13 protein-coding genes are annotated in these 16,734 nt (G+C 67.3%); 6 read left to right on the top strand and 7 right to left on the bottom strand.

The window, feature by feature from the left end:
- The first annotated feature begins 41 nt into the window (after positions 1–41).
- From ON27_RS05085 to ON27_RS05075, 3 genes are all read left to right on the top strand, one after another.
- A complete protein-coding gene (locus ON27_RS05085) occupies positions 42–1,571 on the top strand; it encodes a serine/threonine-protein kinase (RefSeq protein ID WP_306306941.1) in 1,530 nt (509 codons plus the stop codon).
- Between the two features lie 417 nt (positions 1,572–1,988).
- The gene (locus ON27_RS05080) at positions 1,989–2,306 is read left to right on the top strand and encodes a WXG100 family type VII secretion target (protein ID WP_043720033.1); all 318 of its coding nucleotides are present in this window, start codon (positions 1,989–1,991) and stop codon (positions 2,304–2,306) included.
- A gap of 36 nt (positions 2,307–2,342) precedes the next feature.
- The gene (locus ON27_RS05075) at positions 2,343–2,645 is read left to right on the top strand and encodes a WXG100 family type VII secretion target (protein ID WP_043720030.1); all 303 of its coding nucleotides are present in this window, start codon (positions 2,343–2,345) and stop codon (positions 2,643–2,645) included.
- A gap of 106 nt (positions 2,646–2,751) precedes the next feature.
- Here ON27_RS05075 and ON27_RS05070 read toward each other — a convergent pair whose 3' ends face one another.
- Complete coding sequence (locus ON27_RS05070; protein WP_043720025.1) at positions 2,752–4,209, bottom strand: type VII secretion-associated protein; 1,458 nt, start codon at positions 4,207–4,209, stop codon at positions 2,752–2,754.
- Complete coding sequence (locus ON27_RS05065) at positions 4,191–8,225, bottom strand: type VII secretion protein EccC (RefSeq protein ID WP_043720022.1); 4,035 nt, start codon at positions 8,223–8,225, stop codon at positions 4,191–4,193. The genes ON27_RS05070 and ON27_RS05065 overlap by 19 nt, the downstream gene beginning before the upstream one ends.
- A 170-nt stretch (positions 8,226–8,395) precedes the next feature.
- On the opposite strand from ON27_RS05065, the gene eccD reads away from it, so the two are divergent.
- Both eccD and mycP read left to right on the top strand, forming a co-directional pair.
- Positions 8,396–9,862 carry a type VII secretion integral membrane protein EccD gene (eccD, locus tag ON27_RS05060; protein ID WP_043720019.1) on the top strand — a complete coding sequence of 489 codons (1,467 nt, stop codon included), beginning with the start codon at positions 8,396–8,398 and terminating at the stop codon, positions 9,860–9,862.
- Between the two features lie 233 nt (positions 9,863–10,095).
- Positions 10,096–11,265, top strand: coding sequence for a type VII secretion-associated serine protease mycosin (gene mycP / locus ON27_RS05055; protein WP_245559782.1), 1,170 nt, complete (start codon positions 10,096–10,098; stop codon positions 11,263–11,265).
- Positions 11,266–11,956: 691 nt separating this feature from the next.
- On the opposite strand, the gene ON27_RS05050 is transcribed toward mycP, so the two are convergent.
- Both ON27_RS05050 and ON27_RS05045 read right to left on the bottom strand, forming a co-directional pair.
- The gene (locus tag ON27_RS05050; RefSeq protein WP_043720099.1) at positions 11,957–12,163 is read right to left on the bottom strand and encodes a hypothetical protein; all 207 of its coding nucleotides are present in this window, start codon (positions 12,161–12,163) and stop codon (positions 11,957–11,959) included.
- A 25-nt stretch (positions 12,164–12,188) separates the two neighbouring features.
- A complete protein-coding gene (locus ON27_RS05045) occupies positions 12,189–12,470 on the bottom strand; it encodes a hypothetical protein (protein ID WP_043720016.1) in 282 nt (93 codons plus the stop codon).
- A gap of 820 nt (positions 12,471–13,290) precedes the next feature.
- On the opposite strand from ON27_RS05045, the gene eccE reads away from it, so the two are divergent.
- Complete coding sequence (eccE, locus tag ON27_RS05040; protein WP_051046237.1) at positions 13,291–14,934, top strand: type VII secretion protein EccE; 1,644 nt, start codon at positions 13,291–13,293, stop codon at positions 14,932–14,934.
- 3 nt (positions 14,935–14,937) lie between these two features.
- Here eccE and ON27_RS05035 read toward each other — a convergent pair whose 3' ends face one another.
- From ON27_RS05035 to ON27_RS05030, 3 genes are all read right to left on the bottom strand, one after another.
- The gene (locus ON27_RS05035; RefSeq protein WP_043720014.1) at positions 14,938–15,498 is read right to left on the bottom strand and encodes an NADPH-dependent FMN reductase; all 561 of its coding nucleotides are present in this window, start codon (positions 15,496–15,498) and stop codon (positions 14,938–14,940) included.
- A gap of 67 nt (positions 15,499–15,565) precedes the next feature.
- A complete protein-coding gene (locus ON27_RS42710; protein WP_157227089.1) occupies positions 15,566–15,721 on the bottom strand; it encodes an NAD-dependent epimerase/dehydratase family protein in 156 nt (51 codons plus the stop codon).
- Between the two features lie 5 nt (positions 15,722–15,726).
- Positions 15,727–16,536, bottom strand: coding sequence for an S-methyl-5'-thioadenosine phosphorylase (locus ON27_RS05030; RefSeq protein WP_043720011.1), 810 nt, complete (start codon positions 16,534–16,536; stop codon positions 15,727–15,729).
- Between the last annotated feature and the right edge of the window lie 198 nt (positions 16,537–16,734).

The following is a 16,734-nucleotide window of genomic DNA, read 5'->3' as shown; positions in this document are numbered from 1 at the left end:
GCAGCGGCCCGCGTCGAGTCAGGAGATCGTGGAATATGGCGATGAGCCCCGGGACCATCGTCGGCGGGTACCGCATCATGCGAGTGCTCGGCGCGGGCGGCATGGGCACGGTGTATCTGGCCAAACATCCCAGTCTGCCCAGAACCGACGCGCTGAAAGTGCTCGGCGGTGAACTCAGCCGCGACTACGAGTTTCGTACCCGATTCGAGCGCGAGGCCAATCTCGCCGCCGGACTCGACCATCCGAACATCGTCTCGGTGTACAACCGGGGTGAGGAACACGGCCAGCTGTGGATCGCCATGCAGTATGTGGCCGGCACCGACGCCGCCGCCGAACTGGCCCGCGACCCGCATGCGATGAATCCGCTGCGCGCGCTGCGTATCACGACCGAGGTGGGCAAGGGCCTCGATTACGCACACCGCAAGGGTCTGCTGCACCGTGACGTCAAACCCGCGAATTTCCTGCTGTCCACCCCGGCCGACGGCGAAGAAGAACGCGTCCTGCTCACGGATTTCGGTGTCGCCAAAGCCAATGACGACACCACCGAACTCACGCAGACCGGCAGCTTCGTCGCCACCATCGCCTACGCCCCGCCCGAGCAGCTCACCGGCAGCCCGCTCGACCACCGCGCCGACGTCTACAGCCTCGCGTGCTCGTTCTTCAAATTGCTCACCGGCCGCAATCCTTTTCCCGGAACGCAACCCGCGCTGGTGATGATGGGGCATCTGCACGAGCCCCCGCCGCTGGCCACCGCGGTCAGCCCCGGCCTGCCGCCTGCCATCGACCAGGTCTTCGCCCGGGCCTTGGCGAAGAATCCGGCCGAGCGCTTCCACAGCTGCCGGGAATTCACCGACGCGGCCGCGAGCGCCCTCACTCCCGGCTACAACCCCGGGGCCACCAATACTTCGCCCACCTACCCGATCCAGGTCTTCGATCCGCGGCCGCGGACCGATCCGAGTGCCGCCGTCGCCGCGCAGGGCAGTGCCACCGCGTCACCCGCACGGCGGAATTGGCTGCTCGCGGCGGCCGCGGGCATCGTGACGGTGGCCCTCGCCGCGGGAATCGGCATCTGGGCACTGAACCGGGACGGGTCCGCTCCGGGGCCCGCGGCCGCCACGCCCACCAGCGCGACCGCGCTGTCGCCGCTGGAGCGGGCGCGGGCGGACAATCCGGTGTTCCGGGGCAAGACGATCACCATGGTGGACGTGCCCCGCGGCTCGCAGGTCTCGATCTTCCTGGGCGGCACGCCCCAGACCAAGTTCCTGGAAGACCTCGGGTTCGTCTACAACCTCAACTACGGGCGGCAGGGCGAGGAGGCGTCGCCCCGGGAGCTGACGTCCTCCACGCGACTGGAGGTCGCGGCGGACGGCTATGTCCTGGCCGTGCGCAGCGACGAAAAGGCCGGTGGCGGAGGCCTGCTCGGTCTTCCGTACCAGGTGGCGGGCACCCGTGCCACGGTGATTCCGCTGGATGATCCCGCCGCCGTCGCCGCGGTCCGCAATTGGAGCGAGTCCTCCCAGCAAACGTTGCTCGACCGCCTGGTGCCGGTGCTGCGCAACCGGGTGAAGTAATTCCGGCGCGTCCGCTGGATCGCGTTTCGAGCTTTTCGAGTTCCGGATCAACAACTTTCGCCGCCCCGGAACTGCATTCTGCTGGTAGCGGCGGACTTAGGCGTTCGGTAAGGTGTACCGCAGCCAGCCCACTCGCCGATCATTACAGCAGCGAGCAGGGGGAAGGAGGGGAGCCGAGCGCTGGCGTTACAAACTCATGCAGACCCGGACCGCATCGGGGTCTTCCGAGCAGGCCCGTGCGTGGCCGCCGAGACCACGGACGAGTCGGGCTGAGGGGCGCAGTGCCCTGATCCTGTGGGGCGAAGCCGAATTTCTCGAGTCGGATGGAACCGATCAGACCCGCACCGCGTCCAATCAGATGTACAGGCCAACTGAGGCTTCCGCCGTTGGCCGAGACGGGAACCGAAAGGAGCCGAAATGGCAGGACAGCTCGAAGCGAGCGAAGAGGCGATCTCGAAGTTTGTGGACAACTGCCGGCAGCGGCATCAGGATCTGCAGACCGCGATCACCGCTCTGAACAGCAAGTCGGATCAGACCACCGCCACCTGGAGCGGTGCGGCGCGTCAGGCGTTCGACACGTTCATGGACAGCTACTTCGCTCAGGCGCGGAAGCTGAACGACCAGTTGGATCAGACCTCGGACAAGCTGGCCCACGCCGGACGGAAGTTCGCCGACCAGGACCAGCAGTTCGCCCAGCAGGTGGCGGCGCAGTCCTCCAGCCTGGACCTTCCCTGATCCGATAGCCGTACCACAGACAACAAGGAGCTCCCCATGGTAGTGAACGACCCCGGTCGGATTGCCTCCAACTTCGGCGAGGTCGAGGCGGGCGCACAGGCCATCGTGGCCGAGGCGCGCAGCGTCATGACCATGCTCGAAGACTTCCACAAGCAGGTCACCGACTTCGTGACGAACTACTGGAAGGGTGACGCGAACGACGCGTTCGCCTCGCTGCAGGCCCAGTGGAACACGCAGGTCACGCAGCTGAACACCACGCTGGAAAGCGCCGGCAAGCTGGTCAGCAGCGGAAACTCCGATCTGCAGGGCACCGACACCGCGCTGGCGGGCCTCTTCTGAGATCCCGTCTCGGCTGATTCGAGCCCCCGGTGCTTCGGTGCCGGGGGCTCGAATCGTCTACGCTCGCCCGCGTTCTCACCTGGATGCCCGGGGACCGCAGGACAGGTCACGGGACTACGCGGACCGAATCTCCGAAATTCGCGCACACGGTTTCCAATTGACCCCACCCGTCTCCCGCGTACTGGCAGCCGATACTGACCTGAACGCCGTACTCCAGCAGAACATGCCATCGGACGGTTGATCCGTCCCCGGGCCGTTCGGAGTAGGCCAGGCCGGAACGGCCGCCGAAGACCACGTCACGTTTCAGGTCGGTCAGCACCCCCGGCGGGCGCTGCGCCATCTGCGCCTCCAGTTTCGTGGCGACCTGTTCATATCCGGAGCCCACCGCCAACGGCGTCTGCATCACCGTGATCCGCTGCCGGACACCGGCTTCGGGTACCAGATCGACACGGGCGCGTCCGCTCTCCGGCGCCGGAGCAACGCGCCAGCCCGGCGGGGTCCGAAATCGTATCCGGCCGAATGTTTCCGGCCCCGCGTCAGCCGAGGTGCCGATCGGCGGCGGCACGACGCTGGCCGGCGCCCTCTCGGTGCTCGGCGCCGCGGTCGCGCCCTCGTCTCGGCGCCCCGACGAGACCACCACGCCGACGACTACCAGAGCGATGACCACCACTGCCGCGATCGCCGCGGCCGCGAAACGCGCCGTGCGCGAGCGCGGCTCACGCTGCGCCGCGGCGCGTTCCCGGAGCGGTCGCATCCATTCGTTGGGCGCGGCCGGCACTTCTGGCGAGTCGCCCGATTCGAGTCTGTGGCCCCGGACAAGATCGGAACCCGCGACCGGACGCAACTCGACGGCCGCGCCCGTGGCCTGCGCGACCGCGGTACGGAGCAGGTCGAGTTTCGCGGTGTCGGTGACGCCGACCACCTGGACGAGGTCGATCGGGCCGCTGGCGAGCAGTCGAGCCACGAGCGCGGACAGGCTCGCGAGACCCGGTGTGTCCGCGGCGATGTCGTCGAGCGCGAGCGTGGGCTCGTGCTCGCAGGATTCGACATGCACACCGCGATGGCTCCGGATGACGGTGGACGCGGTGGTGGTCAGCAGGCCGAACTCCAGGACCAGCGTGCGCTGGCTGTGGCTGGTGCCTTCGTCCGACGCTACCGAGCGCACCGCGATGTGCTCGAACACGACCATCGGCGTGCACCGGCGCGCGGCCTGTTCCAGCACCCCGCGACGGTCGCCGCCCCATTCGGTGGGGCAGATCAGAGTGATCCGGGCGCACGGGGTGATGACGCGAAGATTCTCCAGCACCTTCGTGAACACCGCGGCCATGGCGTCCACCATCGAGGGCGTACGAGGCGGCAAGGCGATGGCATCGGCGGGCGCGAACTGGACCACCGAGCCGACCTGCGTCCGCGGATTCAACGGCTGGCCCACCACGAGATCGAAGCCGTTGCTGCCCAGCACTACCGAGGGCGGCACATCCCAGTGCGTATCGGCGCCCCGCGCCCAGATACGCGCTTCGGTGACGACGAGTTCGACCTCGGACATCAGGGCGTTGGCATCCACGCCGTCTGCACCAGGCCCTCGGTGTTACGGGTGACATAGGTGCCCCGGCCCGGCGGCATCGGACTCGGGCGCTTGGTGCCCATCAGGACACCCTCGTCCTTGCTGCAGCTCAGGATCAGGCCCGCGGAACCCAGATCCCGCATCCTGGCCAACGTCGCCTCGAACATCGCCCTGCTCGCGCCACCCGAACGCCGGGCGATGATCACGTGGAAACCGAGGTCGCGGGCGTGGGGCAGGTGTTCGAGCAGCGCTTGGACCGGGTTACCCGCGGAGGTGGCGACCAGGTCGTAATCGTCGATGATGACGTACAGCTCCGGTCCGCTCCACCAGGAGCGTTCCCGCAACTGCTGCGGAGTGACGTCGGGCCCCGGGGTGCGCTTGTTGACGTAGGCGGCCAAGTCGTTCATGTTCTGGGTGAACTGGGGCGCCGTCGAGCCGTAGCCGGCCAGGTAGCCCTCCGGGACGAGGCCGAGCATGCTGCGCCGGTAGTCGCCGAGGATGAAGCGGGCTTGGTCGGGGGTGTTGGACGCCGCGATGCCCTCGATCAGTGATCGCAGCAGCGTCGTCTTCCCCGATTCGGTGTCGCCGATGATGATGAAGTGCGGGCTCTCCGCGAAGTCGATGTGCACCGGCGCCAGTTCGGACTCGTTGATGCCGAATGGGATTCGCAGGCACTTCGTGTTCGGGTCGACCTGCGAGGGCCAGTCACCGGCCAGGTACAGCAGTTGCTCCCGGGGAAGTTGCTCCGGCAGCATGCGGACTTGCGGCGCGTGACGGCCCGGCGTCAGCCTGGCGATGGTGGCGACCGCGTCCGCGACGGCCTGGCTGAGGTCGGTGGGGTCGGAGCTGCCGTCGATGCGGGGCAGGCCGGTCAGCATGTGCAGGCACTCGGGCGTCATACCGCGGCCCGGCCGCCCCTGCGGAACCAGCGAGGCGAACTTGCGGCCGAGATCGGAGTCCATCGGGTCACCCAGGCGCAATTCGATTCTGGTGCCGATCTGATCCTTGAGCGCGGGCCGCGCCTCCGCCCACCGGTTCAGCGCGATGACCACGTGCACGCCATAGGACAGGCCCTGCACCGCGAGGTTCATGATGGTTTGCTCGAGCATCTCGAAGTCCTGGCGGATCGAGCTGAAGCCGTCGATCACCAGGAACACGTCACCGAACGGATCTTCGTGCGCCCCGGCCGCGCCCGGGCTCGTGGCCGGGTCCGTCGCGCGCAACCTGCGGAAGTCCGTCATCGATTCGATGCCGAGCTGGCGGAAACGGGCCTCGCGCTGCCGGACAATGGTGGTCATCTCGGCGATGGTGCGGCGGACCTGGTCCTCGTCCAACCGGCTGGCGACCGACCCGACGTGCGGCAAGCCCTGGAGGCTGGCCAGCGTGCCGCCGCCGAAGTCGAGGCAGTAGAACTGCACCTGTTCGGCGGTGTGCGTCAACGACATCGCCATGATGAGGGTGCGCAGCGCGGTGGACTTACCGGACTGCGGGCCGCCGACGATGGCGACATTACCCCGGGCGCCGGACAGGTCGACGACCATCGGGTCGCGACGCTGGTCGTAGGGCCGGTCGACGATGCCGATCGGGGCACGCAATGTGGACACCGCCGAGTACTCGCCGGTGAGCAGGGAGCGCGGCAGGAGCTGGTCGAGTGTGGGCGCCTCGTCCAGCGGCGGCAACCAGATCTCGTGCGCCGGGCGGCCGTGGCCGCGGATCCGGGAGACCAGCATGGTCACGTTGGACAGCTGCTCGCCGTCCTCGTCGTGGTGTTCCTGCTCCGGATTCGGTTCGGGTGGCAGCGGAACGCGGTCCGCGGACCGGAAGTCCACGTGGGTCGCGGTGAAAGGGCGCGCCTTGACGTCGATTTCGCCGGACTGCGTGGCCACGGTCATGTCGCGCTGCGAGCCACCGCCGACGTAGGGGCCCGAGACGTAGGAAGCCTGGAAGCGCTGGATCTCGCCGGAATCCGCTTTCAGGTAACCGCCACCGGGATTGTTCGGCAGGTTGTAGGCGTCCGGCACGCCGAGCACCTGACGAGACTCGTTGGCGGAGAATGTCTTCAGACCGATCCGATAGGACAGGTGGCTCTCCAGGCCCTTGAGCTTGCCTTCCTCCAGCCGCTGCGAGGCGAGCAGCAGATGCACGTGCAGCGAGCGGCCGAGGCGGCCGATCATGACGAACAGCTCCGCGAAGTCCGGGTGCTGGGTGAGCAGTTCGGAGAACTCGTCGAGCACCACGAACAGCGCGGGCAGCGGGTCCAGGTCGGCGCCCGCGGCCCTGGCCTTCTCGTATTCCGAGACGTTGGCGAAGTTGCCCGCGGCACGCAGCACTTCCTGGCGGCGGTTCATCTCACCGGCCAGCGCGTCCTTCATGCGGTCGACGAGGTCGGCCTCCTCCTCCAGGTTCGTGATGACGGCGGCGACGTGCGGCACCCCGTCCAGGCCGAGGAAGGTCGCGCCGCCCTTGAAGTCGACCAGCACCAGGTTCAGCTGGTCGGGCGAGTGGGTGGCCAGCAGGCTGAGCACCAAGGTGCGCAGGAACTCCGACTTACCGGAACCGGTGGCGCCGATGCACAGACCGTGTGGGCCCATGCCGTTCTCGGCGGCCTCCTTGATGTCCAGTTCCACCGGAAGTCCGTCGGCGCCCACACCGAACGGCACGCGCAGGCGTTCCCGTCCGTAGCGCGGCCGCCAGGCGTGCTCCGGGTTGAAGGCGCCGATATCGCCCAGCCCCATCAGCTGGGCCCAGCTCGAGATCACCTCGGAGTCGTCGGTTTCCACGTCGCTGCTGCGCTGCGTGGCCGCACGGTACGGCGCGAGCCTGCGCGCCACCTGCTGCGCCTGCTCGGGGCTGATCCGGTCGATGAGTGCGAAGCGCTCCTGATTGCCGGTCGCGCCGCGGCCGACGCACTCGCCGTTCTCGACGATCATCTTGATACCGCGGGACACCGCCAGGCGCGGCGCGTAGCCGCACAGATCGATGATGGTGACGCCCTCGTACCCGGATTCGCGCAGTTGATCGTCCTCGGCCTCGAGCAGGCCGCCGTCCACCACGAATACGATGTGCACCATGTTCGCGTTGGCAGGTTGATTGCGCGAGTACCGGACCCGGTTGCCCAGCAACGGGTGCAGCCCGGTCATGGCCTCGCGGATCGAGCCGTAGAACATGCGCTGGGTGCCGATGCCGTCCTGCGCGTCCGGGTGCTGGGTGTGCGGGAGCCACTTGGTCCACTCCCATTCCGGCGCGGTGTCCGGGCCGCAGACGACCGCGACGAGCACCTGGTCCGGCGCCTGGAACATGCACAGCTGCACCAGCATCGCGCGGGTCATGTCCCGCGCTTGCGCGCGATCGCCGTCCAGCGCGATGGTGGCGAAACCTTTGACCGCGATGGCGGTCGGCAGGTCGGGCACGGTCGAGTGGGCGCGCACGAAGCGGCGCAGCGAGACGGCGGCGATCGGCTCCAGCTCCTCGACCGGGCCGGTCTCGGGGGCGACCAGCCGGGTGGCCAGGCGCTGACCGCCGAGACCGATGCGGGCGTGGCAGAAGTCCTTGTCCCCCGCGCGGCGTTCCCACATGCGGCTGGTGCCCGCCAGCATCCAGACCAGGCCGGGCTCCGGGTGGCTCCACTCGACGGAAGCGCGCTGCTGGGCCGCGGTCTCGTTGACGTCCTTGCGGACCTGGTCGAGGTAACGCAGGTAGTCTTTGCGGTCCTCGTTGGCCTCGGCGGCCTTCTGGCCCTTGCCGCCGCCCTGGCCCGCGAACATGCCGACCATGGAGAACAGCATCATGAGCGGGAACATCATGCTCATCGGATTGGAGGCGATACCGCCGCCCTGGGTGAACAGCAGGGCCATCATGCCGACCATGCCGATCACCATCACGACCGGCATGAGCTTCATGACCAGGTTTCCCGGTGTGACCCGGGGGATTTCGGGCGGGGGCTGTAGCGTCACCTCGCCACCGGGCGTTCGGGGCATCTCGCGGCGCGCACGGCGCTGGAAGCGGACAGTGCTCATCGACGAGAATCCCCCTTCGGCCAGCTGTGATCCGGCCTCAGTGTAGAGGTCACAGCCGACATGTCGTACAGTTCGACCTGCATTCTGCTGCCCGGACCCTGGGTTCGCAAGCTCGCACTCGGCCGGCGAGGCTGCGGAATCACGAGGTAGAAGACCGAGTTGGGGGAAGCTTGACGCACGCGCGACTTGACCACATCGACGAAGAATCCTCGCGCGGGATCGTCCGCGCTCCCGACCTCGCCCGGGTGACGATTCTGGCCAAGCACACCCAGGTCGACATGGCCATACCGGTCGACGTGCCGGTCGCGCTGGTCATTCCCAGCGTGGTCGACATGGTCGCCCAGCACAGCCGCACCAACGACTTCGACAACGAGGGCGAGCGCTACGAGCCCGCGGAGTGGGTACTCGCCCGGATCGGCCATCCGCCGTTCTCGAACTCGCTCAGCCTCGGCGAGCACGGTGTCCGCGACGGTGAACTGCTGATGCTGGAAAGCGCTTCGCACACCGCGCCGACGCCGCTGTTCGACGACATCATGTACAACGTCGCGATCGCCGACACCGACCACTACCGCAGCTGGACCCCGCGGGTCGCGCGGATCACCGGCTCGGTGCTCGCGGCGATCACCATGATCGTGGGCTGTCTCGGCCTGCTGCTGTCCCCCGACTCGCTGCCGATCGGTGTGGGCGGGTCGATCGCGCTGGTGGTCGCGATCCTGCTCGTCGTCACCGCGATGGTGCTGAGCAGGATGTACGGCGACACCGGCACCGCGCTGGTGCTCGGCGGCTGCGCGCTGCCCGCCGCGTTCAGCGCGGGCATGCTCTTCGTGCCCGACCATTACGGCTGGGCGCACGTCCTGCTCGGATCGGTCCTCGCGGGCGCGACGGCGGTCCTGGCTTGGCGGGTCACCGGCGTCGGTCTCGCGCTGTTCATCGGCGTGGCCACGCTCGCCGCCTACGCGGTGCCCGCGGCGCTGGTCGGCCTGCTCACCGGCCAGCCGGAGCGCGCGATCGGCGCGGGCGCGGCGGCGCTCGGGCTCGCCGGGCTCTCCCTCGCCCCGCGGATATCCATGCTGCTGGCGAAACTCCCGCTGCCGCCGGTTCCTTCGCCGGGCACCCCGATCGACCCGACCGAGGACGATCCGGACGATCACCGCGCGCTGCCCACCATGGAGGTGCTGCGGGTGAAGTCCGAACGGGCGCGCATGTACCTCGCCGGCCTAGTCGCGGCGACCACGCTGGTCACCGCCATCGGCGCGCTCGCGGCCACCGACCCGGCGGCCGACGACCCGTACTGGCCGGGCATCGCGCTGGCGCTGGTCTGCGCCGCGGTGCTGATGTTCCGCAGCCGCACCTACGCCGGTGCGGAGCAGGCCGTGGTACTCATCGCGGGTGGCGCGGCGATCGTGCTGATCATGCTGGTGGGCGCCAGTTTCGCGATGCACCAGCCGCTGGCCGTGTTCGGCGCGGCGATGGTCGCCTTGGTCGCGGCGCTGATCCTCGGCATCATCATCCCGAACCAGTCGGCCACCCCGCCGATGCGCCGCGGCGTCGAACTGCTCGAGTACACCTTCGTCGCCGCCGTACTGCCGCTGGTCTTCTGGGTGGCGGATCTCTATTCGCTCGTCCGTGGGCTGTGATGAGGTCACTGCGCACCAGTGCGGCCGCTGCGGTGCTGTCATTGAGTGTGTCATTCGGAGTGGGCGCGAGCCAAGGCGTCGCCTACGCCGATCGCCCGCCGCCGGTGGATCCAGGACGACTGCCCGCGGGTGATCCGGCTCGACCGCCCGACAAGACCGAACATCCGACCAGCACACCCTGTTACAGCACCCAGCAAGGCGGAGACGGCCCCGCTACGCCTACTCCGCAGCGATTGCTCAACCTGCCGCACGCTTGGCAGTTCTCTCGCGGCGAAGACCAACTCGTCGCCGTGATCGACACCGGCGTTGTCCCGCACCCCCGCCTGCCCGGTCTGGAAGCGGGCGGCGACTATGTGGCGGACGGCGGCGATGGAATCAGCGAGGACTGTGACGCGCACGGTACCGTCGTGGCCGGCATAATCGCCGCGAAACCCACTGGAGAACAGAGTTTTTCCGGTGTCGCACCCGAAGCGCGGATCCTGTCCATTCGCCAGACCAGCGCATTGTATGAAATTCCAGGCCGACAAGACAGGCGACCAGAGGACCCGCCCAAGGGGTACGGCAATATCGACGCGCTGGCATCGGCGATCCGGCGAGCTGCTGACCGTGGCGCTTCGGTCATCAATATCTCGTTGGTCTCGTGCGTACCTAGTGGCCAACCTCTAGCCGACGGCGCGGTCGGCGCCGCCGTGCGTTACGCGGCACTCGAGAAGGATGTCGTCATCGTGGTCGCGGCGGGCAACACCGACGGGAACTGCAAGCCGAGCAACCCCGGGATCGACCCACTGAAACCGGACGCCGATCTCTGGAACAACGTGACCACCAACGTCACTCCAGCACGTTATGACGACTACGTCCTTTCGGTCGGTTCCATCGACCAGAACGGCGCGCCGTCGAGTTTCACCGTGCCGGGACCTTGGCTCGGCGTGGCCGCGCCGGGCGAGGACATCGTCTCGTTGGATCCGCGCGGAACCGGCACTATCACAGGCAAATACGAGAACCAGAGTTTCGTTCCGCTCAAGGGGACGAGTTTCGCGGCGCCCTACGTGTCCGGAGTAGCCGCCTTGGTGCGCGCTCGCTTTCCGGAACTCAGCGCCCTCGATGTCATAAAACGTATCGAGGCGACGGCACACGCACCGGCCGAAGGCTGGAACCCCTACGTCGGCTACGGCGCAGTTGATCCGATCGCCGCGCTGACCGCCGAAGTACCGAAAACACTCCCGCCGAAACGACCCGCGGCGGCCCAAAGTGTGCAACTGCCGATCCCGTTGCCGCCCCCGCCACCGGACAACCGCGCCCGCGACGTGGCGCTGATCGGCAGTGGCAGCGTCGCGGCGCTCCTGATCCTGGGAATGCTCGCCTCGTTCCCGATCCGCCGCAGGTTCGGCGTCCACGAGGACTAGCGAGGATCGCTGAGCCGCACCAGCGAAAGCACTGTGGCCCGTCGTTCGACGGGCCACAGTGCCTACGAATCGCTCGCCCCGATGATCAAAGGCCGCGGGTTCGACTTAAGAGTGCCAGCTGTACGGAACAGCAACCACGTCACTTCGGCCAGCCTTTGCGCAGGACAAATACAAGAGGACGTGGGCTGCAGAGCTTGCGGGGTTCGGACTCAGCCGACATAGCTTTTGTCGACGAAATACCCGTTTTGCCCCTTCTTGCAGCTGTAGAAGGGCGCCCATGACGGCGATGTCGATGTAGGCTCCTCACTCCTACGCCGACGTTCAGCCTCATTCTCGGGATCCTTACGGCTCAGCTCTTCCTTGACCTCCTCGCAGTGCGATTTGGTCATACCGTCAGCTGTCACGGGCTTCGCATTGGCAGCACCTGCCATCCCGCCCCAGCCAGCGCTTACAACTGCGATCGCAATAATTCCGGAAACGACTGATTTTCTGGTTGTCATCAATTCCCCACTTTTCTGAGCCCGCGGACAGTCCGTGAGCCGGAGATAGTTGCATTCACTCAGATCAACGAGTACCGACTCCTTGATCTGTGGTCTGTTCGTGATCGAGCCGAGGGTATGGACTATTGAGTACGAGTCGCCAGCACAAGCCTTTCTACTCGCGACCCGGAACATATGGTTTGCACCCGAGACTAGTGGCGGCTGTAGTAGACAGTGATCGAAGGCCACGTACCCTCAGCTGTGATTTCGTTGTGCAGGACGAGGTCCTGGATGGAAACGTCGCCGAGCTGCTCGATCGAAGCCGCGATCGTCCGAAGCAACGTCGCTACATCGCCCTGTCCTGGACCAGCTGGATTCGACTGCGAGAAATGGTTGATTTGATATTGGACGCCTGCCATGGCCACTCCTTTAGATCGCGCTCTGTTAACGATTACGCTTCTGCTTGTTCCTGTCACCGTTGTACTTCTCTGCCTGCTTGATCTTCTGCATCGCGCGGTTGTACGCGGCCTGATCGTAGGGACGACCGGCGTTCTTGTTATCGAGCGCCTCCTGCTCTTCTCGAGACAGTTGAGCCGGCGATGGCGCTTCCTTCACGACACCGACAACCGCAGATGCTTCTGCTATCGGGGACGCTCCGACCACACCAGCGCCGAAAGCACCGAGTAGAATCGCGGCTGCGGCGATCGAGTGGCGAGCGTACTCCATATGAATTCCCCTCCTGAATCGTAACCACATGTGTTCACTGCAGTGCAAATCACACAGCTTCATGCGGTCTCCTGAGATTGCGAAGCTGACACTCCACAACCTTCAACTCTCTTCGACGCGGAACTTGCCGCCGTCTGACACGCGTGACTTCAGGTATACGTGCCTGCCGACTGTGTCGGCGATCCGATGCAACTCGAAGAAGCAAGTGCCGATACCTGCGGCCTGCACTCTCTGATGTCCGATGTCACTGGCGACCCTTTCGTTCCAGATCTATGCTTGTCACTGTTCATAGACGCGCCGTGTAGACGATCGGTTCCATCGAGTTTGAGAATTCTTGTGGATCCACGCCACGCAAGGACCGCTAGCGCTTACTGCCCGAAGGGTCGGACGACTAACGGCAACGCGCTTGGCGGGTTCCAGATCGCCGGTCGCATGGAAGCGCTGAGGTCATCGGTACCGTCGGATTCGACGGGCCACACGCTGTGAGCTGGGTACTCAGCGCACCCCGCTGATTCCGCGGACTCCACGATCTGACAGCGGTGCAACGGGATGCCGCGCCGGAGTCGGCCGCGTACTCGCAAGAGGAGCGTGCACATACGGTAGTGCAGCATGCACGTGGGTTCCGATGTATCCGAGCATGCTCCCGTCCGCCCGGAGTCGAGAGCAAAAGCCACTCACCTGCCTGCGTGCGAGAGGTTTCGGCGATACCACTCCTCCCCCGAACGGTGCTCATGGGCGCGGAACGCAGTACAGTTCCCGGGGACTCTTGTTCAGTTCGGCCACAGGGAATCGGCCGATATCGGGTACTTGGGGGACGACGATGGCGGAACCGGCCGGCGCGGGACCACGACCGCTGCTCGGGCGCATCTCGATGCAGAACTTGTTGGTCGCGCAGATGATCGGGCTGTTGGCCGGAGTGGTCGCGCTGTCGGCAGGGTTGCCGGGGCTTCCCGCGTTCGGCGTGGCGGTGGTAGTCGCGTCGATCCCGCTGATTCCCGTCGCCAAGCGCACCCTCTTGGACTGGCTCGCCACCTGGTGGCGCTATCTCACGCACCGGGACTACGAGCTCGGTGACACCGTCGACTTCCGCGGCGCAGACGGGCGCTCGCTCGGCCTGTACTGGGACGGCAGCCGCGTGGTGACGGTGGTCGAGGTGCTGCCCCCGCCCGGCGGACTGACCAGGATCGCTCGCACCACGGTGCACGCCTCGCACCTGCTTCCGTTGGCGGAGCTGGCGAACTGCCTCAACCAGCACGACATCCTGCTCAGCGGCATCGACATCATCAGCCACGGGCACCGCAGCCGTTCCGGCACCCCCGCGGGCAAGATCTACGAATCGCTGCTCGGCCCGCTGCCCGCCACCGCGCACCGCACGGTGTGGCTGGCGATCAGCTTCGACGCGGTGGCCTGCCCGGAGGCGACCGCGCGCCGCGGCGGCGGAGCGGAAGGCGCCTCCCGGGCGGTCACCATCGCCACCCAGCGGATCATGCGCACGCTCGAGGACGCCGACTGCAACGCTCGCATCCTGACGGCACCCGAGATTCGCAAGGCGGTCCTGCAGATCACCGGCGGTTACGACCCTCGCGCGCTCGAACACCGGTGGCGCTATGCCGAAATCGGCAACAGTGTGAACGTCGGCAGCGCCGTCGATCCCAAGCGGCTCGACTCGGATCTGCTCGCCCAACTGTGGGTGGCTCCGTCCCGGGGCACCACCGTGGCCGTGCGCCTGCGCCCCGGCAGTTCGGCCGATTCGGTGAGCATCGGCGCCGCTTGGCGGCTGACCGCGCGGGAACTGCCGGAACGCTCCGAGCTGCCGGGCATGATCTCGATGAACGGCCGCCACCGCGACGGGCTGCTGGCTCATCTGCCCATCGCGGTGCCCGGTGTGGACGACACCGTCCCGATGATCGAGCACCTGATCGACGTGGTCGACGACCTGCATCTGCCCTCCTCCGGCTGCGGACAGCTCATCGGATCGGACGACGAAGGCAACGGTGTCGCGGTCCGCATCGTCGGTGCGGGCATCTCGACGGTGTACGTCGCGGGCGAGCTGTACCTGGCGCAGCAGATGGTGTTCCGCGCGCTCGCGGTCGGCGAGCGGATCCTCATCCGCACCGACCGGGCGCGGGCATGGGAGAACCTGGTCACCACGATCGGCAATCCGGAGCGGCTGACCATCGCGGTCGAAACGCACCAGTCCGACGCGGGATTCACCGCCACGGTGGTGGACGGGGTGCTCGCACCGGCCCCGCACGCGGGCGTCACCACCATCTACGTCACCGGCGATCCGACGGGCTGGCCCGCCAGCCGTCCCGACCTGGCCATTCATCAACCGGGCGCGATAGGCAACCACGTGGTGCTGCGCACCGGCACGGCGCAGGTCGATCTGACGCTGGTGTCGATCCCCAGCGAGGCCACCTACATCGGCCAGCCGCGCGGCCGCCGCCCCGTGGCGACCCACTAGCGACTAGCCGGGGTACGGATCCGCGGTCCGAGCGGCTCGCAAAGCGCGTCCCCACCAGGCCAATTGGCGCAGCATTCGTTCCGTCGCATCGATGGCGGCGGCGTCGCTGGTGTCACCCGCCTCGTCGAAACGCTTTTTGGCCTGGTGAAAGCTGACCGTCTCACGAACCGACACCATGTGGATTTCGGCGACGACTTGGCGCAACTGCTCCACCGCCCTCAAGCCCCCGGACAAGCCCCCGTAGGAGACGAAACCGATGGGTTTCGCGCGCCACTCGTGTTTCGCCGTGTCGAACGCGGTCTTCAGTGACGCGGGATAGCCGTGGTTGTACTCGGAGGTGACGACGACGAACGCGTCCGCGTCCCGCAGTCGCGCACGATAGGCCGTGGTGTGCTCGTTCTCGGTGAGCTCGACCGGCAACGGGGTGTGCGCGAGATCGACGACTCCCGTAGCGAATTCGGGCCGAGCGCGCACAGCACGCAGGAACCAGTCCGCGACCACCGGCGCGAACCGTTCCGGCCGCACACTGGCCACGATCACCTCGAGCCGCAACGGAGTATCCACCGCGAGAGCCTAACTCGGGACCTGTCCACAATCGGGCACCGCCGCACGCGCAGACATGCGGTACTTCTCAGTCCGCCGCGGCGAACTCGGCCAGGTCCTGGGCGGGCGCCACGGTGGCCGTGAAATCCAGGGCCCGTCCCGCCACTTCGTGCCCCGCGGCGGCCAGCGCCCGTGACAGGTGTCCGCCGAGGAGCCCGGCCGCGCCGGTGACCAGCACCCGCATCGGTCTCAGGGCAGCTCGAACGGCAACGACACGCCCGCGTGGACGCGGCACCGGTCACAGGTCTCGGTGCCGTCCACCGCGGCCACCGCACGGCGAACGAGTTCTTTGAACGGGGCGAGGTTGCGTTTGAACTCGGCGAAGACGTCGACGGCGTGCACGCCCTCGCCTTCTTCCAGCCCCGCGTCCAGATCGGTGACGAGAGCCACCGCCGCGTAGCACATCTCGAGTTCGCGGGCGAGCACCGCCTCCGGATGACCGGTCATGTTCACCAGTTCCCAGCCCTGCGCGGCGAACCACCGGCTCTCGGCGCGGGTGGAGAAGCGCGGGCCCTCGACCACGGCCATGGTGGCCGCGTGCATCATGCGCAGCTCGTCGGACTCGGCCTTGATCGCGGCGGCGCGCAGTTCTTCGCAGTACGGATCGGCGAAGGACACGTGGATGCCACCGCCGTCGAAGTAGGTCTGCGGACGGCCGGAGGTCCGGTCGACCAGCTGATCCGGCACCGCGACCGTGCCGGGGCCCCAGTCCGCGCGCAGGCTGCCGACCGCGCAGGGCGCGAAGATCCGGCGCACGCCCAGCGCGCGCAATGCCCACAGGTTGGCCCGGTAGGGCAGGGTGTGGGGTGCGAATTCGTGGTTCTTGCCGTGCCGCGGCAGGAACGCCACCGTCCTGCCCTCCACCTCTCCGACCGCGATGCCCGCACTCGGGGCACCGTAGGGCGTCTGCACCTCGACGGTGGTCGCCTCGTTGTCGAAGAAATCGTAGAAGCCGCTGCCGCCGATGACGGCGAGCGCGGGCCGGGGGTGCGAACTCATACGTCGATTGTCTCGTCCCGCGGCTACGCTCGCGCGGGGGGATCGGCGTTACTCTGCTTGCACCCGACGGCCCGGGCTGGTCACCGGTCGATCCGCCCGGCAGGCGCGGGCGGCCGGACCTGACAAGCCGGGCCGCAACCTGTACCCTAGGGGGGTATTGATCCGGTTCCCGGGACCGGCAGGCAGCGAGGAGACATC

Source organism: Nocardia asiatica NBRC 100129, assembly GCF_000308415.1.
Classification (GTDB): Bacteria; Actinomycetota; Actinomycetes; order Mycobacteriales; family Mycobacteriaceae; genus Nocardia; species Nocardia asiatica.
Note: the sequence above shows the minus strand (reverse complement) of the source record. Positions and strands in the feature narration are given on the sequence as shown.